Below are 19,334 nucleotides of genomic sequence, written 5' to 3'. Positions count from 1 at the left end.
CTTGCCATGATCGACGTGGCCAATCGTGCCAATGTTCACATGAGGCTTGTTACGCTCGAATTTACCTTTTGCCATGTGATGTCTCCAATCTGCTCGCCCGTACGGGCCTTGAATTAAGTTACCGATGCAACCCGTTCAGGTTACGCGTATTTCTTCTGGACTTCCTGGGCGACCGCAGTCGGCACAGGCTCATAGTGATCGAACTGCATCGTGTAGGCCGCGCGGCCCTGGCTCATCGAGCGCAGGTTGTCGACGTACTTGAACATGTTGGCCAGCGGCACCATCGCGTTGATGACGACAGCCACGCCACGCGCTTCCTGGCCCTGGATCTGGCCGCGACGGCCGTTCAGGTCGCCGATGACGCTGCCGACATAGTCTTCCGGCGTCACGACTTCGACCTTCATGATCGGCTCGAGCAGCTGCACGCCAAGCTTGGGTGCGGCTTCACGGAAACAGGCGCGGCCGGCGATTTCGAAGGCCAGGACGCTGGAGTCAACATCATGGTAAGCGCCGTCGATAAGCGTCGCCTTGACGCCGATCATCGGGAACCCCGCGAACGGACCCGACGACATGACGCTGTTGATGCCCTTTTCGACACCCGGGATGTATTCCTTGGGAACCGCACCGCCGACGATCTTGGTCTCGAACTCGAACTCCGAGCTTTCCGGGTTCGGTTCGAACACGATCTTGACGCGGGCGAACTGACCGGTACCGCCGGTCTGCTTCTTGTGGGTGTAGTCCTGCTCGTGCCTGCGGGTGATGGTCTCGCGGTAAGCCACCTGCGGCGCGCCGACATTGGCCTCGACCTTGAACTCGCGACGCATGCGGTCGACGATGATGTCGAGGTGAAGCTCGCCCATGCCCGAAATGATGGTCTGGCCGCTTTCCTCGTCGGTCTTGACGCGGAAGGACGGATCCTCGGCGGCCAGGCGGTGAAGGGCGAGGCCCATCTTTTCCTGGTCGTTCTTGGTCTTCGGCTCGATGGCGATCTGGATGACCGGATCGGGGAATTCCATGCGCTCGAGGATGACCGGGTGCAGCGGATCGCTGAGCGTGTCGCCGGTGGTCGTGTCCTTGAGGCCAGCCAGAGCGACGATGTCGCCGGCAAAGGCTTCTTCGACGTCGGCGCGCGAATTCGCATGCATCTGCAGCATGCGGCCGATGCGCTCTTTCTTGCCCTTGACGGTGTTGTCGACCGAGATGCCCTTGGTCAGCTTGCCCGAATAGATGCGGGCAAAGGTCAGCGAGCCGACGAACGGGTCGTTCATGATCTTGAAGGCCAGCATCGACAGCGGCTCGTTGTCGTCGGCATGACGCTCGATCTCGGCGTCGGTCTTGGCGTCCACGCCCTTGATGGCGGGAACATCGGCCGGCGACGGCAGGTATTCGACGACGGCGTCGAGCAGCGGCTGCACGCCCTTGTTCTTGAAGGCCGAGCCACAGAACATCGGGTAGAACTTGACCGCGATGGTGCCCTTGCGGATCAGCGCGCGGATCTCGTCATTCGACGGCATCTTGCCTTCGAGGTAATTCTCGAGTGCCGTCTCGTCCATTTCGACAGCGGCTTCGATCATCTTCTCGCGGTATTCTTCGGCGCGAGCCTGCAGGTCGGCCGGGATCTCGACGACGTCCCAGGCAGCGCCCAGCGTCTCGTCGCGCCAGACCAGCGCGTTCATCTCGACGAGATCGACGACACCCTTGAACTCGGTCTCAGCGCCGATCGGCAGCTGCATGACGACGGCATGCGCACCAAGACGCGAGCCGATCATCTCGACCGAGCGGTAGAAGTCGGCGCCGATCTTGTCCATCTTGTTGCAGAAGATCATCCGCGGAACTTTATACTTGTCGGCCTGGCGCCAGACAGTCTCGGTCTGCGGCTCGACACCGGCATTGGCATCGAGCAGCGCAATGGCGCCGTCGAGCACGCGCAGCGAACGCTCGACTTCGATGGTGAAGTCGACGTGTCCGGGAGTGTCGATGATGTTGAAGCGGTACATCTTGCCGCTGCGACCCTTCCAGAAGGTCGTGGTGGCGGCGGACGTGATGGTGATGCCGCGCTCCTGCTCCTGCTCCATCCAATCCATGGTGGCAGCGCCGTCGTGGACTTCGCCGATCTTGTGCGACTTGCCCGTGTAATAGAGGACGCGCTCGGTGGTCGTCGTCTTGCCGGCGTCAATATGCGCCATGATACCGAAATTGCGGTAGTCTTCGATTTTGTATTCGCGGGCCATCGTGGATGCCTTCTCAGTCTCGTTCGCGCTTTACCAGCGGTAGTGCGCGAAAGCGCGGTTGGCTTCTGCCATCTTGTGGGTGTCTTCACGCTTCTTCACGGCGGTGCCGCGGTTATTGGCCGCGTCCATCAGCTCGCCGGAGAGGCGGTCGACCATGGTGGTCTCGTTGCGGTTGCGCGCAGCTGCAATCAGCCAGCGGATCGCCAGGGCCTGGCGGCGCTCGGGGCGCACATCGACCGGAACCTGGTAGGTGGCGCCGCCGACGCGGCGCGACCGGACTTCCACATGCGGCGCGACATTGTCGAGCGCCTGATGGAAGACGGTGACCGGCTCCTGCTTGGTCTTCGACTGAACCTGGTCGAGCGCACCGTAGACGATGGTCTCGGCAACCGACTTCTTGCCGTCATACATGACGGCGTTCATGAACTTGGTGACGATCAGATCGCCGAACTTCGGGTCCGGATTGATCTCACGCTTTTCTGCATTGTGACGACGCGACATGGCTTTTGTCTCTCAATCTCGTAGCCCGACGCATTCAAGCAGCGCCAGGGCCGGAAAATCTTACTTCGGACGCCCCTTACTTCGGACGCTTGGCGCCGTACTTCGAACGGCGCTGCTTGCGGTTCTTCACGCCCTGCGTGTCGAGCACGCCGCGGATGATGTGGTAGCGCACGCCCGGAAGATCCTTGACGCGGCCGCCGCGGATCATGACCACGGAGTGTTCCTGAAGGTTGTGGCCTTCGCCGGGGATGTAGCCGATCACTTCAAAGCCGTTGGTCAGGCGGATCTTGGCCACCTTGCGCAGTGCCGAGTTCGGCTTCTTCGGCGTCGTTGTATAGACGCGCGTGCAGACGCCCCGCTTCTGCGGGTTCTGCTGCATGGCCGGGACCTTGTTGCGCTTCACCGGCGCAATGCGCGGCTTGCGGATCAGCTGGTTGACGGTAGGCATTAAACCCTCTTGTCTCTCAATTCCGTGTCTCGCCCGGTCAGGGCCGCTCAAAGCGCCAATTCCATACGCAAATTCGGGCCATAAACCGCGCCTCGCGGTCCTGCCCGAACAAAATGCAGAGGAAGCGGGAACCGCTTCATGCGCGCCGGAAATGTCTTTTCGCTCGTAAAACGAACCCTGTTTGAGGCAAACTCCAAAGCGTGTCGCTTCGGAAGGGAGAGCCTCACATCGGTTCTGACTGGGCGGCTTCTACTCGCAAGACCGTGAACCGTCAACCCCGGCACGCCAAATATTGCGCGCTGACGACGGCTTGGCAGCCATGTGAAAGACGCATGTAATTTTCTTTCTTCATTTTGCAAGGCAGAGGAAGAAAGTGACCCGCGCTGACCGGCTTTTGGCTGTCATGCGCGGGTTCTTCATGGCAAAAGGCGCCATGGACAGCGCAAATCCCCTCGCCCGCACCCGTCTCAAAAGGAATCAGCCCGTGAACGACAATGAGGAGCGCCCGGTCACCATCATCACCGGCCGCGTCTGGAAAAAGAAGGGCGGCAAGCCGGAAGGCGTGCATGTGATGCTGGTCGCGCCCGACGACGATTCGGCCGTGCGCCGGGCGCTCGAATCGCTCGCCGCCGAAGGCTATGCCGAAGCTGAGCTCGACCAGATCGGCGATATGGAGGGCGTACCCGACGAGGAGCCGCATCTGTCGGCCTTCCAGGGCGCGCTCGAAGGCGAAGTGTCGATCGTTACGTTCGAGGTTCCGCTCTGAGCGTCGCCGGCTGCTTGCGCCTGTCACCGCGCCGGCTTGCCCGGCACCGGTTCTCTGCTAAGAACCGGGCGACTTAACCAGCCAAATTCGAATCCGCGGAGTTCCCATGCCCTCGAACAATGGTCCCATCAAGCTCGGCATCGTCGGCGTCGGCAAGATCGTGCGCGACCAGCATCTGCCGGCAGTGGCGAAGGATGCGGACTACCGCCTCATCGCCGCCGCCAGCCGGCACGGCAAGGTGGACGGCATCCCGAATTTTCCGACCATTGAGGCGATGCTCGACGCGGTGCCGGAACTCGAGGCCGTGTCGCTGTGCATGCCGCCGCAGTTCCGCTACGACGCGGCACGCACGGCGCTGATTGCGAAGAAGCATGTTTTCCTGGAGAAGCCGCCGGGCGCCACTGTCAGTGAGGTCGAGGACCTGAAGCGGCTGGCGGCAGCCAATGGCGTTTCACTGTTCGCCAGCTGGCATTCGCGCTACGCGCCGGCAGTGGAGGCCGCGCGCGCCTTCCTGGCGTCCGCCAAGGTCAACTCGGCCGCCATCGTCTGGAAGGAAGATGTCCGCCGCTGGCACCCGAACCAGGATTGGATCTGGGCGCCGGGAGGTTTCGGCGTCTTCGATCCCGGCATCAACGCACTGTCGATCGCAACCCACATCCTGCCGGCGATGTTCATCACCTCGGCCGTCCTCGACTTTCCGGAAAACCGCGCCTCGCCTGTGGCGGCCCACGTGACCTTCCGCACCTCGGATGGGTTGCCGGTGACCATGGAGCTCGACTGGCTGCAGACGGGACCACAGAGCTGGGACATCCGGGCGGACACCGACAAGGGCAAGATGGTGCTGTCCGGCGGCGGCACCAAGCTCGCCATCGACGGCAAGGTGGTTCACGACGAGCCGGAGGCCGAATATCCCCAGCTTTACCGGCGCTTCGCTGAAATCGTACGCGACGGCGTCTCCGATGTCGATTTGGCACCCCTGCAGCACGTGGCCGACGCCTTCATGCTCGGCAAGCGCAATGTGGTGGAAGCGTTCTTCGATTGAGCGGTGAGTTCTGCCGGACCGCAGTCTGGACACTCGCCATGCAGCCTTACTCGACGATCGCAATCGCAAACCCGTCATAGCCTTTGGCGCCGACGGTCTGGATGGCGGTGCCGTCCAGGCGCTTGTCGCCGCCGATGAAGGAAAACGCACCGCGTGCGCCTTCGACATAGGCATCACGGCCATCGTCGTTGAGCACGGTGCCGTCGCGGATGACGTTGTCGCAGATGATGACCGTCCCCGGCCGCGACAGGCGCATGGCCCATGACAGATAATTCGGGTTGTTCGGCTTGTCCGCGTCGATGAAGATCAGATCGAACGGACCGGCATTTTCGGCAGCCAGCGTCTCAAGCGACTGAAGCGCGGGGCCGATCCTGAGTTCGACCTTGTCCGACACCCCTGCCCGCTCAAGATTCGAGTGCGCGACTTTTGCATGATGCGGCTCGAGTTCGAGCGTCACGATCTTGCCGCCGACGGGCAATCCCCTTGCCATCCAGATGGTCGAGTAGCCGCCAAGCGTGCCGATCTCCAGCACCTTCCTGGCGCCGCTGATGCGGACCAGCAGCGACAGCAGCTTGCCCTGCGCCGGCGATACGTCGATGGCCGGCAGGCCCTGGTCGCGGTTGGCCGCAAGCACCGCTTCGAGGATGGGATCTGCTTCGAAGAGAGAGGAAACGATGTAGTCGTCGACGTCAGTCCAAACCTTCTTGCTCATGTTTTCCTCGATTCGATTAGGGGTCAAAACGCGAAAAGGGGCCGCTGGGGCCCCCTTCCTTCTTCTCGTCCTACCGCGCTTACTGCGCGGCGTTGACCATGTCGGTCAGCATCGGCTCGGCGACCTCGACACCGGAGGCCTTGCGGCGCTCGTCGATGATCAGTTCGTCGCGCGAGGTGGCGATGCGCCGGATCTGGCTCATCGTGCCGCCGGTACCGGCCGGGATCAGCCGGCCGACGATGACGTTTTCCTTCAGGCCCTGCAGCATGTCGGTCTTGCCGGCAACCGCAGCTTCGGTCAGCACCCTGGTCGTCTCCTGGAAGGAGGCGGCCGAGATGAAGGACGGCGTCTGCAGCGAGGCCTTGGTTATGCCCAGCAGCACTGGCTGGCCTTCGGCCGGCTTCTTGCCGTCCTCGACCAGGCGCTCGTTGACCTCTTCCAGTTCGATCACGTCGACGTGGTCGCCCGGAATGTAGGTCGAGTCGCCCTGCACCGTGATCTCGACCTTCTGCAGCATCTGGCGAACGATCACCTCGATATGCTTGTCGTTGATCGACACGCCCTGCAGACGGTAGACTTCCTGGATTTCGTTCACGAGGTAGGAAGCAAGTGCTTCCACGCCCTTGATCGCCAGGATGTCGTGCGGCGCCGGATTGCCGTCGAGGATGTAGTCGCCCTTCTCGATGACGTCGCCGTCCTGGAGATGGAACGGCTTGCCCTTCGGGATCAGGTATTCGACCGGCTCAAGCGTCGAGTCATGCGGCTCGATGATGATGCGGCGCTTGTTCTTGTAGTCGCGGCCGAAGCGGATCGTGCCATCGATCTCGGCGATGATGGCGTGATCCTTCGGACGACGTGCCTCGAACAGTTCGGCAACACGCGGCAGACCACCGGTGATATCCTTGGTCTTGGCGCTTTCCATCGGGATACGCGCCAAAACGTCGCCGGGACGAACCTGCGAACCCGGCTCGACCGAAAGAATGGCCTCGACCGAGAGCAGGAAGCGGGCGTCGCCGCCCTTCGACAGCTTGCCGACCTTGCCCTTGGGGTCAAGGATCGCGATCGCCGGCTTGAGGTCGTTGCCGCGTGGCGTCGAGCGCCAGTCGATGACCTCGCGCTTGGTGATGCCGGTCGATTCGTCGGCCGTTTCCTGAACTGAAATGCCGTCGACCAGATCCTCGTACGACACCTTGCCCTCGATTTCGGTGAGGACGGGGCGGGTATAGGGATCCCATTCGGCGATACGCTGGCCGCGCTTCACCTTGTCGCCATCGTCCACGAAGATGCGCGAACCATAGGTAAGGCGATGCGAGGCACGCTCCTTGCCGGCTTCGTCGAGGATCAGCACCGCCATGTTGCGGCCCATGACCATCTGCTGGCCGTCCGAGTTGCGCACCACGTTGCGGTTGCGGATCTCGACCTTGCCCTCATACGAGGCTTCAAGGAACGAGCTGTCCACCACCTGCGCCGTACCGCCCATGTGGAAGGTACGCATGGTGAGCTGGGTCCCCGGCTCGCCGATTGACTGCGCCGCGATAACGCCGACGGCTTCGCCCTGGTTGACCGGGGTGCCGCGGGCAAGATCGCGTCCGTAGCAGACCGCACAGACGCCGATCCTGACCTCGCAGGTCAGTGCCGAGCGAATGCGGACCGACTGCACGCCGGCCTTTTCGATCTTTTCCACGTCACGTTCGTCCATCAGCGTTCCGGCCTTGACCAGAACCTCACCCGAAACCGGATGCGTGATGTCGTCGAGCGAGGTGCGGCCCAGCACGCGCTGGCCGACCGAAGCGACGACCTGACCGGCATCGACGATCGGCTGCATGGTGAGGCCCTTGTCGGTGCCGCAATCCACGGAGTTGACGATGCAGTCCTGCGCCACGTCGACCAGACGACGGGTGAGGTAGCCCGAGTTCGCCGTCTTCAAGGCGGTGTCGGCCAGACCCTTGCGGGCGCCGTGGGTCGAGTTGAAGTACTCGAGCACGGTCAGGCCTTCCTTGAAGTTCGAGATGATCGGCGTCTCGATGATTTCACCCGAGGGCTTTGCCATCAGGCCGCGCATGCCGGCGAGCTGACGCATCTGGGTGGGCGAACCACGCGCACCCGAATGCGACATCATGTAGATCGAGTTCATCGGCTTTTGACGGCCACTGTCCTCGAACTCGACGGCCTTGATGCGGGCCATCATCTCGTCGGCGACCTTTTCCGAGCACTTCGCCCAGGCGTCGACGACCTTGTTGTACTTCTCGCCCTGCGTGATCAGGCCGTCATTGTACTGCTGCTCGTATTCCTTGGCCAAAGCCTCGGTGTCGGAAACCAGCTTGATCTTGGCGTCCGGGATCAGCATGTCGTCCTTGCCGAACGAAATGCCGGCGCGGCAGGCGTGGCTGAAGCCGAGGGCCATGATGCGGTCGCAGAAAATGACCGTCTCCTTCTGACCGCAGTGGCGGTAGACGGTGTCGATCATCTTGGAGATGTTCTTCTTGGTCATCTCCTGGTTGGCCGTCTCGTAAGGCACATTGACGTTCTTCGGCAGCAGCTCGCCGATGATCATGCGGCCAGGCGTGGTGTCGTAGATTTTCGACACGACCTTGCCTTCGGCGTCGACCGTGCGGAAACGACCCTTGATCTTGGAGTGCAGCGTCACCGCCTTGGTCTCGAGCGCGTGCTGGAGTTCGCCCATGTCGGCAAACACCATGCCTTCGCCCGGCTCGTTCTGATTGACGATCGAGAGATAGTAGAGACCCAGGACCATGTCCTGCGAAGGCACGATGATCGGCGCGCCGGAAGCCGGGTGCAGGATGTTGTTGGTCGACATCATCAGCACGCGGGCTTCAAGCTGCGCTTCCAACGAGAGCGGCACGTGAACGGCCATCTGGTCGCCGTCGAAGTCGGCGTTGAAGGCCGTGCAGACCAGCGGATGCAGCTGGATCGCCTTGCCTTCGATCAGGATCGGCTCGAACGCCTGGATGCCGAGGCGGTGCAGCGTCGGTGCACGGTTCAAGAGCACCGGATGCTCGCGGATGACCTCGTCGAGGATATCCCAGACTTCCGGACGCTCCTTCTCGACCAGCTTCTTGGCCTGCTTGACGGTCGAGGAGAACCCCTTGGCGTCGAGGCGGGCGTAGATGAACGGCTTGAACAGTTCGAGCGCCATCTTCTTCGGCAGGCCGCACTGGTGCAGCTTGAGCTCCGGACCGGTGACGATGACCGAACGGCCCGAATAGTCGACGCGCTTGCCGAGCAGGTTCTGGCGGAACCGGCCCTGCTTGCCCTTCAACATGTCGGACAGCGACTTCAGCGGACGCTTGTTGGCGCCGGTGATGACGCGGCCGCGACGGCCGTTGTCGAACAGCGCATCGACGGCTTCCTGCAGCATGCGCTTTTCATTGCGCACGATGATGCCGGGGGCGCGCAGCTCGATCAGCCGCTTCAGACGGTTGTTGCGGTTGATGACGCGGCGATAGAGATCGTTCAGGTCGGACGTCGCGAAACGTCCACCATCCAGAGGAACCAGCGGGCGCAGGTCCGGCGGGATCACCGGAACCACCTTCATGATCATCCATTCCGGACGGTTGCCGGACTCCATGAAGTTCTCGACGACCTTGAGTCGCTTCAGATACTTCTTCTGCTTCAGCTCGGACGTGGTCGAAGCCAGTTCCGAACGCAGGTCGCCGGCGATCTTCTCCAGGTCCATGCCGGCCAGAAGGTCATGAATGGCCTCGGCGCCGATCATGGCGGTGAACGAATCCTCGCCATATTCGTCGACGGCGATCATGTACTCTTCCTCGCTGAGCAGTTGGTGCTCCTTCAGCGCGGTGAGGCCAGGCTCGGTGACGATGTAGTTCTCGAAGTAGAGGACGCGCTCGATGTCCTTCAGCGTCATGTCGAGCAGTGTGCCGATGCGCGACGGCAGCGACTTCAGGAACCAGATGTGAGCGACAGGTGCCGCCAGCTCGATGTGGCCCATGCGTTCGCGGCGAACGCGCGACAGCGTGACTTCGACGCCGCACTTTTCGCAGATGACGCCCTTGTACTTCATGCGCTTGTACTTGCCGCACAGGCATTCATAGTCCTTGATCGGGCCAAAAATGCGCGCGCAGAACAGACCGTCACGCTCCGGCTTGAAGGTGCGGTAGTTGATGGTCTCCGGCTTCTTGATCTCGCCGAACGACCAGGACAGAATCTTCTCAGGGCTGGCGAGCGATATCCGGATGGAATCGAACACCTGCGCCGGCGCCTGCGGATTGAAGAGATTCATGACCTCTTGGTTCATGCCGTTCTCCTTTTCGGGGTCCTCGAAAACCCCTTGCCTCTAACGCGGGCCAAATGCCCGCTGAGTGGTCGGCCCACTGGCCGTAGAATTTGTTGCATCCGGTCGCGGCGTTCCGCGACCGGATGTCTTGCTTACTCGGCCGCGCCCCTATTCGGCAGCATCTGGCAGCCGGACAGGGTTGTCGTCGAGCTTGGTGTTCTCCAGCTCGACATTGAGGCCGAGAGACCGCATTTCCTTGACGAGCACGTTGAAGCTCTCGGGAATGCCGGCCTCGAACGTGTCGTCGCCGCGCACGATCGCCTCGTAGACCTTGGTGCGGCCGGCGACATCGTCCGACTTCACCGTCAGCATTTCCTGCAGCGTGTAGGCGGCGCCATAGGCTTCCAGCGCCCAGACCTCCATTTCGCCGAAGCGCTGGCCACCGAACTGCGCCTTGCCGCCCAGCGGCTGCTGGGTAACGAGCGAGTACGGACCGATCGAACGCGCGTGGATCTTGTCGTCCACCAGGTGGTGAAGCTTGAGCATATAGATATAGCCCATCGTCACCTTGCGATCGAACGGCTCGCCGGTGCGTCCGTCATAGAGCTGCGACTGACCGCTGGTGTGCAGGCCCGCCTGCTCCAGCATGATGTTGATGTCGACTTCATGCGCGCCGTCGAACACCGGTGTCGCGATAGAGACGCCGCGGCGCATCTGCTCGCTGAGGCGAACGATGCTCTCGTCGTCATATTCGCGGACCGGCTCGTTGCGGTCGTTGGCTGGGATGAAGCTCTCAAGCGTCTTGCGCAACGGCTTGATGTCTCCAGCCGTCTTGTACGCGTCGATCAGCTCGCCGATCTTCTTGCCCATGCCCGCGCATGCCCAGCCCAGATGCGTTTCCAGGATCTGGCCGACATTCATGCGGCTCGGCACACCCAGCGGGTTGAGCACGATATCGGCATGCGTGCCGTCCTCGAGGAAAGGCATGTCCTCGACCGGAACGATGCGCGACACGACACCCTTGTTGCCGTGACGTCCCGCCATCTTGTCGCCCGGCTGCATCTTGCGCTTCACGGCCACGAAGACCTTGACCATCTTCATGACGCCCGGAGGCATTTCGTCGCCGCGCTGGACCTTCTCGACCTTGTCCATGAAGCGCTGCTCGAGCGCCTTCTTGGAATCGTCGTACTGGCCACGCAGGGCTTCCAGTTCGCTCTGGAGCTTTTCGTTCTCCACCGCAAACTGCCACCACTGCGAACGTGGATACTCGTCAAGCGTGTCCTTCGACAGCTTCGAGCCCTTCTTGAAGCCCTTCGGCCCGGCAATCGCTTCCTTGCCGACGAGAACGTCGGAAAGGCGCGAATAGACGTTGCGGTCGAGGATCGCCTGCTCGTCGTCGCGGTCCTTGGCGAGGCGTTCGATCTCCTCGCGTTCGATCGCCATGGCGCGCTCGTCCTTCTCGACGCCGTGGCGGTTGAAGACGCGCACTTCGACGACGGTGCCGAAGGTGCCCGGAGGCATGCGCATCGAGGTGTCGCGAACGTCGGACGCCTTTTCACCGAAGATGGCGCGCAGGAGCTTTTCTTCCGGCGTCATCGGGCTTTCGCCCTTCGGCGTGATCTTGCCGACCAGGATGTCGCCCGGCTGCACTTCCGCGCCGATATAGACGATGCCGGCTTCGTCGAGGTTCTTCAGCGCTTCTTCCGAAACGTTCGGAATGTCGCGTGTGATTTCCTCCGGTCCAAGCTTGGTGTCGCGGGCCATGACCTCGAATTCCTCGATGTGGATCGAGGTGAAGACGTCGTCGGCCACGATGCGCTCGGAGAGCAGGATCGAGTCCTCGTAGTTGTAGCCGTTCCACGGCATGAACGCGACCAGCACGTTGCGGCCGAGCGCCAGATCGCCGAGCTCGGTCGACGGACCGTCGGCGATGATGTCGCCCTTGTTGACGCGGTCGCCCATGCGCACCAGCGGACGCTGGTTGATGCAGGTGTTCTGGTTCGAACGCTGGAACTTCATCAGCCGGTAGATGTCGACGCCAGACTTGCCGGGATCGAGATCTTCCGTGGCGCGGATGACGATACGCGTCGCGTCCACCTGGTCGACGATGCCGCCGCGGCGGGCGCCGATGGCGGCACCCGAGTCACGGGCAACGATCGGCTCCATGCCGGTGCCGACGAACGGCGCTTCGGCGCGCACCAGCGGCACGGCCTGACGCTGCATGTTGGAGCCCATCAGCGCGCGGTTGGCGTCGTCGTTCTCGAGGAACGGGATCAGCGCCGCGGCCACGGACACCATCTGCTTGGGCGACACGTCCATCAGATCGACGTTTTCGCGCGGCGCCATCATCACTTCGCCGGCGCTGCGGCAAATGACGAATTCGTCGACGAAACCACCATTCTTGTCGAGCTCGGCATTGGCCTGCGCGACGTGGTGCTTGGACTCTTCCATAGCGGAGAGATAGACGACCTCATTGGTCAGCTTGCCGTTGACGATCTTGCGGTACGGGCTTTCGATGAAGCCGTACTTGTTGACGCGCGCGAAGGTCGCCAGCGAGTTGATCAGACCGATGTTCGGGCCTTCCGGCGTCTCGATCGGGCAGATGCGGCCGTAATGCGTCGGGTGCACGTCGCGCACTTCGAAGCCGGCGCGCTCGCGGGTCAGACCGCCCGGGCCAAGTGCCGACAGGCGGCGCTTGTGGGTGATCTCCGACAGCGGGTTGGTCTGATCCATGAACTGCGACAGCTGCGAGGAACCGAAGAACTCGCGCACGGCGGCAGCCGCCGGCTTGGCGTTGATCAGGTCCTGCGGCATCACCGTATCGATCTCGATCGAGGACATACGTTCCTTGATCGCGCGCTCCATGCGCAGCAGGCCAACGCGGTATTGGTTCTCCATCAGCTCGCCGACAGAACGCACGCGGCGGTTGCCGAGATTGTCGATGTCGTCGATCTCGCCCTTGCCGTCGCGCAGCTCGACCAGCGTCTTGACCACGGCCAGGATGTCGTCCTTGCGCAGCACGCGCACGGTATCCTCAGCCTTGAGCTCGAGGCGCATGTTCATCTTGACGCGGCCGACGGCCGACAGGTCGTAGCGCTCCGAGTCGAAGAACAGCGAGTTGAACATGGCTTCGGCGGTTTCAAGCGTCGGCGGCTCGCCCGGGCGCATGACACGGTAGATGTCGAACAGTGCGTCCTGGCGGCTCTCGTTCTTGTCGACGTTGAGCGTATTGCGGATGTAGGCGCCGACATTGACGTGGTCGATGTCGAGAACCTTGATCTCGCTTTCGCCCGTGCCGAGCAGCACCTTCAGCGTCTTTTCGTCAATCTCGTCGCCGGCTTCGAGGAAAATCTCCCCGGTGCCGTAGTTGACGATGTCCTCTGCCAGGTAATTGCCGAGCAGATCCTCGTCGGTCGCCTTGATCGCCTTCAGACCCTTTTCGCCAAGCGCTCTTGCCTGGCGGGCGGTGATCTTCTTGCCGGCCTCAACGACAACTTCGCCGGTATCGGCATCGACGAGGTCGCCAACGGCCTTGAGGCCGCGGAAACGCTCGACGTTGAACGGGATGCGCCAGTGGTCGCCGGCGCGCTTGTAGGTGATCTTGTTGTAGAAGGTCGACAGGATCTCTTCGCCGTCCATGCCGAGCGCCATCAAGAGCGACGTCACCGGAATCTTGCGGCGGCGGTCGATGCGAGCGTGCACGACGTCCTTGGAATCGAATTCGATGTCGAGCCACGAACCGCGATAGGGAATGACGCGTGCAGCAAACAGAAGCTTGCCCGAGGAGTGCGACTTGCCCTTGTCATGGTCGAAGAAGACGCCCGGCGAACGGTGCATCTGCGAGACGATGACGCGCTCGGTGCCGTTAACGATGAAGGTGCCGTTGAGCGTCATGAGCGGCATGTCGCCCATATAGACGTCCTGCTCCTTGATGTCCTTGATCGACTTTGCGCCGGTATCCTCGTCGATATCGAACACGATGAGGCGCAGCGTCACCTTGAGTGGCGCGGCATAGGTCAGGTCGCGCTGACGGCATTCGTCAACGTCGAATTTCGGTCCTTCGAACTCGTACTTCACGAACTCCAGCATCGAGGAGCCGGAGAAATCGGAGATCGGGAAAACCGACTTGAAAACGGCCTGCAGTCCCTCGTCCGGACGCCCACCCTTGGGCTCCGCCACCATTAGGAACTGGTCATAGGATGCTTTTTGAACCTCGATCAGGTTCGGCATCTCCGCAACTTCCGGAATCTTTCCGAAGAACTTGCGTACGCGTCTGCGGCCATTGAAAGTCTGGGTCTGGGCCATCGTCGCTCCTTAGCTATAAACTCGGGGCGAGCCTCGCCGCGGCTCACCTTGCATGCGCGGCCACCTCGGCGGCGGCCCCTGATCTGTTTCCCGCCGCCTGGCGGCGACGGCTAAAACGGGAGAAAACCCGTTTCCTGAAGGCCGGTTTCGGCCCTCAGGAAAGAGGTTCTCGTACATCTCGCGCTACGCATCCTCCCCTCTGATGAAGGGAGTGGCGGACGGCGCGAGGCCGCCCGCCGCTTTTACGCTTACTTCAGGTCGACCTTGGCGCCGGCTGCTTCCAGCTGGGCCTTGAACTTCTCAGCGTCAGCCTTGGAAACGGCTTCCTTGACCGGCTTCGGAGCTGCTTCGACCAGATCCTTGGCTTCCTTGAGGCCCAGGCCGGTGATGGCGCGGACTTCCTTGATGACGTTGATCTTCTGAGCGCCTGCCTCGGTGAGGACGACGTCGAATTCCGTCTTTTCCTCAGCCGGAGCAGCAGCAGCGGCAGCGCCGCCGGCAGCGGCAACCGCCACCGGAGCAGCAGCCGAAACGCCCCACTTTTCTTCCAGAAGCTTCGACAGCTCGGCCGCCTCGAGGACGGTCAGCTTCGAAAGGTCGTCTACGATCTTTGCCAGATCAGCCATTGTTGTATTCCTTCATCAGGTTCGAACGTGTGTTTGTGATAGCGAGGAACGGCCTCATGCCGCCTCGTCCTTCCGGGCGTAAGCGCCGATGACGCGCGCGACCGAAGCCGCTGGCGCATTGACGATCTGGGCGATCCGGGTTGCCGGCGTGGCGATCATGCCAACCAGCCTGGCGCGCAACTCATCGAGCGACGGAAGTGTGGCGAGTGCCTTCACACCGTCGGCGTTGAGCGAGGTGGTGCCCATTGCGCCGCCGAGAATGACCAACTTGTCATTTCCCTTGGCGAAATCGGACGCGACCTTCGGCGCCGCAATCGGATCCTCCGAATAAGCGATCAGCGTCTGTCCCTTGAACAGGTCGATGATCGATGCGGAGTCCGTGCCCTGAAGAGCGATTTTGGCGAGACGGTTCTTCGCGACTTTGACGGTGCCACCGGCAGCGCGCATTTTCGACCGAAGGTCGTTCATTTGCGCGACGGTGATACCGGCGTAGTGGGCCACGACGACTGAACCAGCGCCTGCAAAGGCACCATTCAGGCCCGTGACGAGTTCGCGTTTTTCCGCTCTGTCCACTGCCTATCTCCAGTTGACCCCTGCCCCGCTAGTGGGACAGGCGTCGGGTTGCCTTTTTGCCGGCCGGGCCATCCATTACAGATCTCCCGAACGACGCTCGAGGATCCTGCCCCCTTTCGCCACATCGACGGCAAGCCGGAGATGCGCAGACAAAAGGCAAACACGGTTCGAACCTTTCATTGGAGCTTGTCGCTCCGTTGTCCGGTTTTCACCCGTCTCATGCAGGCCTAGTTCAATTAAGGCTTCTGGGCCGCCTGCAATCTCGGACAGGATGTCCGGAAGCCTCTCGACTTCCGGTACCGGGCCGCCGACAAGTCGGAGGCCCGGAATTCACTTGCGGATCAGCGCCTTGGCAGCCGATCCAGATGTTCGTATCAAGACGCTGCGAGCGTCGAGACGTCGAGCTTGAGGCCCGGGCCCATCGTCGAGGTGACCGACACCTTCTTGACGTAGTTGCCCTTGGCGCCAGCCGGCTTTGCCTTGGTCACGGCATCGGCGAAGGCGCGGACGTTTTCTTCCAGCGCCTTGACGTCGAACGAGACCTTGCCGACGCCGGCATGAACGATGCCGGCCTTCTCGACGCGGAACTCGACAGCGCCGCCCTTCGATGCCTTGACGGCGGCGGCGACGTCGGTGGTGACGGTGCCGACCTTCGGGTTCGGCATCATGCCGCGCGGGCCCAGCACCTTGCCCAGACGGCCGACCAGCGGCATCATGTCCGGCGTGGCGATGCAGCGATCGAAGTCGATCGTGCCCTTCTGGACGATGTCGACCAGATCCTCGGCACCGACGATGTCGGCGCCGGCGGCGCGAGCCTCATCGGCCTTGCCGCCACGTGCGAACACGGCGACGCGGACAGAGCGGCCGGTGCCGTTCGGCAGGTTGACCACGCCGCGGACCATCTGGTCGGCATGGCGCGGGTCGACGCCGAGGTTCATCGCAACTTCGATGGTCTCGTCGAACTTCACCGTCGAACGGTCCTTGAGCAGCTTCAGCGCCTCACCAAGGGCATAGGCCTTGTTGGGGTCGATGCCGTCGCGGGACTTCGATACACGCTTTGCAATCTTTGCCATGATCTCAGCCCACCACTTCCAGACCCATCGAGCGGGCGGAGCCCTCGACCATGCGCATGGCCGCCTCGACGTCGTTTGCGTTCAGATCCTTCATCTTCTGTTCGGCGATGGCGCGCACCTTGTCGCGACCGATCGTGCCGGCCTTGATCTTGCCCGGCTCTTTCGAACCCGAAGTCAAGTTCGCCGCCTTTTTCAGGAAGTAGCTCACCGGCGGCGTCTTCATGACGAAGGTGAAGGACTTGTCCTGGTAATAGGTGATGACGACCGGGATCGGCGATCCCTTTTCCATTTCCTGGGTCTGCGCGTTGAACGCCTTGCAGAATTCCATGATGTTGATGCCGCGCTGACCAAGTGCCGGGCCGATCGGCGGAGACGGCGTAGCCGATCCCGCTTTGACCTGGAGCTTGAGCTGGCCTGCAATTTTCTTAGCCATCTCTTTCCTGCCTTTATCTCATGCCGGCCCCAGTATCGGGAACACCGGCGGTTGCAGTCTGGTGGTGCGGTCCGCGCGGCCGGCTAAAGCCGCATTCGCCTCCCACCCGTTCATGGCCGCGCGCTTTCCGCGCCGCCTCCCCTTGCCGGCGAACCGGCGCAGGGTTTTCGGATCAGCCCTTTTCGACCTGTCCGAATTCCAGATCGACCGGCACGGCGCGCCCGAAGATCGAAACTTCCACCTTGAGCCGCGCCCGCTCCTCGTCCACTTCCTGGACGAAACCGTTGAACGAGGCGAACGGACCATCCGAAACGCGGATCGCCTCGCCGATCTCGAAAGTGACCGAGGGCTTCGGCCGCTCGACGCCTTCCTGAACCTGGTTCAGGATGCGCTGCGCCTCGGCTTCGGTGATCGGCACCGGCTTGGAGTCACCGAGGAAGCCGGTGACCTTCGGCGTGTTCTTGACCAGCGAGAACACCGCATCGGTCAGATTGGCCTTGAGCAGCACATAGCCCGGAAAGAACTTGCGCTCGGCATCGACCTTGCGGCCGCGGCGGATTTCGACGACCTTCTCGGTCGGCACCACGATCTGCTCGATATCGGCGGACAGGCCCTTCTGCTTGGCCTTGTTCTCAATGTCCTCGGCGACCTTCTTTTCGAAGTTCGAATAGGCGTGGACGATGTACCAGCGCGCGGTCATTTCAAGACTTCTCCGTAATCGCCGGACTTAATGGCCGAGGCTCAGTAACCGCTCGATCGCGTAGCCCATGGCCACGTCGGCGGTGAAGAAAAAGATCATCGCGATGACCGCGAATACGAGCACCATCACCGTCGAGATCATCGTCTCCCGGCGCGACGGCCAAGTCACCTTGGCAGTTTCCGCGCGGACCTGCTGGAGAAAGACGAAAGGATTTGTGGTTTTCGAAGCCATATGCCGCTCTGTCTTCAAGACCCGTTGGCCGGGTCTCCTGGATGATCCCGCTGGCCGGGACGTGCCGCCTGGGTTCAAGTCGACGCCGAATCAGCGCCATTTCGCCCATGCAAATCGGACGCGTAAAGCCGGCTTCCCAGCTCCACGCGTCGCGTGTCTGTTGTGTCTACATAAAACCGATTCTTGATCCACGCAAGTGGCAAGTGTCCGCTTTATGACCAAACGCCGCCTCGGAACCATCCAGTCGTCCCGTCCCGGCTATCGAGGCCTTATGCCTCAGTTCGCCCAATATGGCAAGCCACCTGCCCTTTTTCAATGCCGGACCCCAATTCCAGGAGGTGGATCCGGAAATCAGGCACGCGACTACAAGTTCGAGGAAATGGCGTTGCGGACGAACCTGCGACCTGCTGTTTTGGAAACCAAATGAAGCGCACGCAAGATTGGAATCCAGCTGCCCATGCCGAGGCAGCTGGATCAACCCAGGGTTAGTTAGGCACAGGCGAGTTCGACCCCGGCCACTGCGCCGATTCCGCATGGTGGGCGTGGGCGCGGCGCGATCACTGCCGGGCACGGGGGCGGGTCGTCGTCATCGTCGGGGCCGAAAGAACGGCCCCGACGCCGCCAAGCCTTGAGAACGCTGCGGCGCGAGGAGGGTCGCCAAGGCAGCACCCGGCCTGAAGTCTCTTTCCCCAGCGTGGGTTTCTCATCCAGAGCCTTCAACGCACTCAGAATCTGGTCGACAGGGATTACCGTGCCGTTGTCCAGGCGGCGCAAGGCAGGCTGGTTTTCCACCGCGCAGGCATCGGACGCCCACGAGGAAAGCAGTGCCCGCTTTTCTCCACTGCTGAGGCGTGGATGGTTGATGACGTTGTCTGGATTGTCGAGCAGGCACAAAGAAGTTTCAATTTTGCCCGAGCGTGCCGCAGAAAGTGTCGGTGTCTCGTAGAAGTTGTCCATCTCCATTCTCCGCAATCTGGGCCTCCCGGCCGAAGCCGGGAGGCGGACCGCAGGGATAACTGAATCGATACGATCAGGCCGCTTTGCGGGTGCGTTCCGTATCCTGGGCGATCTGCTTGCCCACCTGGGCGTCGCCGGCCCCGATGCTAATGCGGCGCGGCTTCAGCTCTTCGGGAATCTCACGGACGATGTCGATGGTCAGGAGACCGTTCTCAAGGTTTGCTGCCTTGATCTTCATGTGGTCGGCAAGCTTGAACGTCTGCCTGAAACTGCGATAGGCGATGCCCTGGTGCAGCAGCTGGCGTCCGCTCTGATCATCAGCCTTCTGGCCTACCACGACCAGTTCGGGTCCATGCTGGGTCAGCTCAACCTCATCCTGGCTGAAGCCTGCGATGGCCATCGAGATACGGTAATCGTTCTCGTCGACCTTCTCGATGTTATAGGGCGGCCAGTCTGGACGCGTGCCGCTGTCGAGCATGTC

At 62.0% G+C, this 19,334-nt stretch carries 16 protein-coding genes; 2 read left to right on the top strand and 14 right to left on the bottom strand.

Annotated features, from left to right (window positions below; all coding sequences use genetic code 11):
* Window positions 1-140 precede the first annotated feature (140 nt).
* The 3 genes from fusA to rpsL form a co-directional block, all read right to left on the bottom strand.
* Window positions 141-2,231 (bottom strand): elongation factor G, encoded by a 2,091-nt coding sequence (fusA, locus tag X728_RS138020; RefSeq protein WP_023667430.1) that lies wholly within the window; start codon window positions 2,229-2,231, stop codon window positions 141-143.
* 30 nt (window positions 2,232-2,261) lie between these two features.
* Entirely contained in the window at window positions 2,262-2,732 is a 471-nt protein-coding gene (gene rpsG, locus X728_RS138025) for a 30S ribosomal protein S7 (RefSeq protein ID WP_023833133.1), read from the bottom strand.
* 76 nt (window positions 2,733-2,808) lie between these two features.
* Window positions 2,809-3,180 (bottom strand): 30S ribosomal protein S12, encoded by a 372-nt coding sequence (gene rpsL, locus X728_RS138030; RefSeq protein WP_006333356.1) that lies wholly within the window; start codon window positions 3,178-3,180, stop codon window positions 2,809-2,811.
* Between the two features lie 484 nt (window positions 3,181-3,664).
* On the opposite strand from rpsL, the gene X728_RS0136430 reads away from it, so the two are divergent.
* Together X728_RS0136430 and X728_RS138035 are read left to right on the top strand one after the other, a co-directional pair.
* Window positions 3,665-3,946, top strand: a complete 282-nt coding sequence (locus X728_RS0136430) for a transcriptional regulator (protein ID WP_023713029.1) — start codon at window positions 3,665-3,667, stop codon at window positions 3,944-3,946.
* A gap of 106 nt (window positions 3,947-4,052) precedes the next feature.
* Window positions 4,053-4,988, top strand: coding sequence for a Gfo/Idh/MocA family oxidoreductase (locus X728_RS138035; protein ID WP_023833131.1), 936 nt, complete (start codon window positions 4,053-4,055; stop codon window positions 4,986-4,988).
* A gap of 46 nt (window positions 4,989-5,034) precedes the next feature.
* On the opposite strand, the gene X728_RS138040 is transcribed toward X728_RS138035, so the two are convergent.
* The 11 genes from X728_RS138040 to X728_RS138085 all read right to left on the bottom strand — a co-directional run.
* Complete coding sequence (locus X728_RS138040) at window positions 5,035-5,700, bottom strand: O-methyltransferase (protein WP_023713031.1); 666 nt, start codon at window positions 5,698-5,700, stop codon at window positions 5,035-5,037.
* Between the two features lie 79 nt (window positions 5,701-5,779).
* Window positions 5,780-9,976, bottom strand: coding sequence for a DNA-directed RNA polymerase subunit beta' (gene rpoC / locus X728_RS138045; RefSeq protein ID WP_023667434.1), 4,197 nt, complete (start codon window positions 9,974-9,976; stop codon window positions 5,780-5,782).
* 147 nt (window positions 9,977-10,123) lie between these two features.
* A complete protein-coding gene (rpoB, locus tag X728_RS138050; protein ID WP_023686024.1) occupies window positions 10,124-14,260 on the bottom strand; it encodes a DNA-directed RNA polymerase subunit beta in 4,137 nt (1,378 codons plus the stop codon).
* 248 nt (window positions 14,261-14,508) lie between these two features.
* Complete coding sequence (gene rplL, locus X728_RS138055) at window positions 14,509-14,886, bottom strand: 50S ribosomal protein L7/L12 (protein WP_023667436.1); 378 nt, start codon at window positions 14,884-14,886, stop codon at window positions 14,509-14,511.
* A 54-nt stretch (window positions 14,887-14,940) separates the two neighbouring features.
* Window positions 14,941-15,459 carry a 50S ribosomal protein L10 gene (gene rplJ / locus X728_RS138060; RefSeq protein WP_023667437.1) on the bottom strand — a complete coding sequence of 173 codons (519 nt, stop codon included), beginning with the start codon at window positions 15,457-15,459 and terminating at the stop codon, window positions 14,941-14,943.
* A 374-nt stretch (window positions 15,460-15,833) separates the two neighbouring features.
* Window positions 15,834-16,532 carry a 50S ribosomal protein L1 gene (gene rplA, locus X728_RS138065; RefSeq protein WP_023667438.1) on the bottom strand — a complete coding sequence of 233 codons (699 nt, stop codon included), beginning with the start codon at window positions 16,530-16,532 and terminating at the stop codon, window positions 15,834-15,836.
* 4 nt (window positions 16,533-16,536) lie between these two features.
* Window positions 16,537-16,965 carry a 50S ribosomal protein L11 gene (gene rplK, locus X728_RS138070; RefSeq protein ID WP_006333334.1) on the bottom strand — a complete coding sequence of 143 codons (429 nt, stop codon included), beginning with the start codon at window positions 16,963-16,965 and terminating at the stop codon, window positions 16,537-16,539.
* Window positions 16,966-17,137: 172 nt separating this feature from the next.
* Window positions 17,138-17,665 carry a transcription termination/antitermination protein NusG gene (gene nusG, locus X728_RS138075; protein ID WP_006333333.1) on the bottom strand — a complete coding sequence of 176 codons (528 nt, stop codon included), beginning with the start codon at window positions 17,663-17,665 and terminating at the stop codon, window positions 17,138-17,140.
* A gap of 27 nt (window positions 17,666-17,692) precedes the next feature.
* The gene (secE, locus tag X728_RS138080) at window positions 17,693-17,896 is read right to left on the bottom strand and encodes a preprotein translocase subunit SecE (RefSeq protein ID WP_023667439.1); all 204 of its coding nucleotides are present in this window, start codon (window positions 17,894-17,896) and stop codon (window positions 17,693-17,695) included.
* A gap of 489 nt (window positions 17,897-18,385) precedes the next feature.
* The gene (locus X728_RS1000000170670; RefSeq protein WP_023731757.1) at window positions 18,386-18,853 is read right to left on the bottom strand and encodes a hypothetical protein; all 468 of its coding nucleotides are present in this window, start codon (window positions 18,851-18,853) and stop codon (window positions 18,386-18,388) included.
* 73 nt (window positions 18,854-18,926) lie between these two features.
* On the bottom strand, window positions 18,927-19,334 hold a 408-nt coding region (locus X728_RS138085), incomplete at its 5' end, for an Hsp20 family protein (RefSeq protein ID WP_023833130.1).

It is taken from the genome of Mesorhizobium sp. L103C119B0 (assembly GCF_000502235.1).
Taxonomy (GTDB): domain Bacteria; phylum Pseudomonadota; class Alphaproteobacteria; order Rhizobiales; family Rhizobiaceae; genus Mesorhizobium.
Note: the sequence above shows the minus strand (reverse complement) of the source record. Positions and strands in the feature narration are given on the sequence as shown.

Excerpts from the sequence above, each read along its gene's own strand:
- rplK (WP_006333334.1), bottom strand. The coding sequence starts at position 16,965 with ATGGCTAAGAAAATTGCAGGCCAGCTCAAGCTCCAGGTCAAAGCGGGA.
- nusG (WP_006333333.1), bottom strand. The coding sequence starts at position 17,665 with ATGACCGCGCGCTGGTACATCGTCCACGCCTATTCGAACTTCGAAAAG.
- rplL (WP_023667436.1), bottom strand. The coding sequence starts at position 14,886 with ATGGCTGATCTGGCAAAGATCGTAGACGACCTTTCGAAGCTGACCGTC.
- rpoB (WP_023686024.1), bottom strand. The coding sequence starts at position 14,260 with ATGGCCCAGACCCAGACTTTCAATGGCCGCAGACGCGTACGCAAGTTC.
- rpoC (WP_023667434.1), bottom strand. The coding sequence starts at position 9,976 with ATGAACCAAGAGGTCATGAATCTCTTCAATCCGCAGGCGCCGGCGCAG.
- rpsL (WP_006333356.1), bottom strand. The coding sequence starts at position 3,180 with ATGCCTACCGTCAACCAGCTGATCCGCAAGCCGCGCATTGCGCCGGTG.
- X728_RS138040 (WP_023713031.1), bottom strand. The coding sequence starts at position 5,700 with ATGAGCAAGAAGGTTTGGACTGACGTCGACGACTACATCGTTTCCTCT.
- rplA (WP_023667438.1), bottom strand. The coding sequence starts at position 16,532 with ATGGCAAAGATTGCAAAGCGTGTATCGAAGTCCCGCGACGGCATCGAC.
- fusA (WP_023667430.1), bottom strand. The coding sequence starts at position 2,231 with ATGGCCCGCGAATACAAAATCGAAGACTACCGCAATTTCGGTATCATG.
- rpsG (WP_023833133.1), bottom strand. The coding sequence starts at position 2,732 with ATGTCGCGTCGTCACAATGCAGAAAAGCGTGAGATCAATCCGGACCCG.
- secE (WP_023667439.1), bottom strand. The coding sequence starts at position 17,896 with ATGGCTTCGAAAACCACAAATCCTTTCGTCTTTCTCCAGCAGGTCCGC.
- X728_RS1000000170670 (WP_023731757.1), bottom strand. The coding sequence starts at position 18,853 with ATGGACAACTTCTACGAGACACCGACACTTTCTGCGGCACGCTCGGGC.
- X728_RS138035 (WP_023833131.1), top strand. The coding sequence starts at position 4,053 with ATGCCCTCGAACAATGGTCCCATCAAGCTCGGCATCGTCGGCGTCGGC.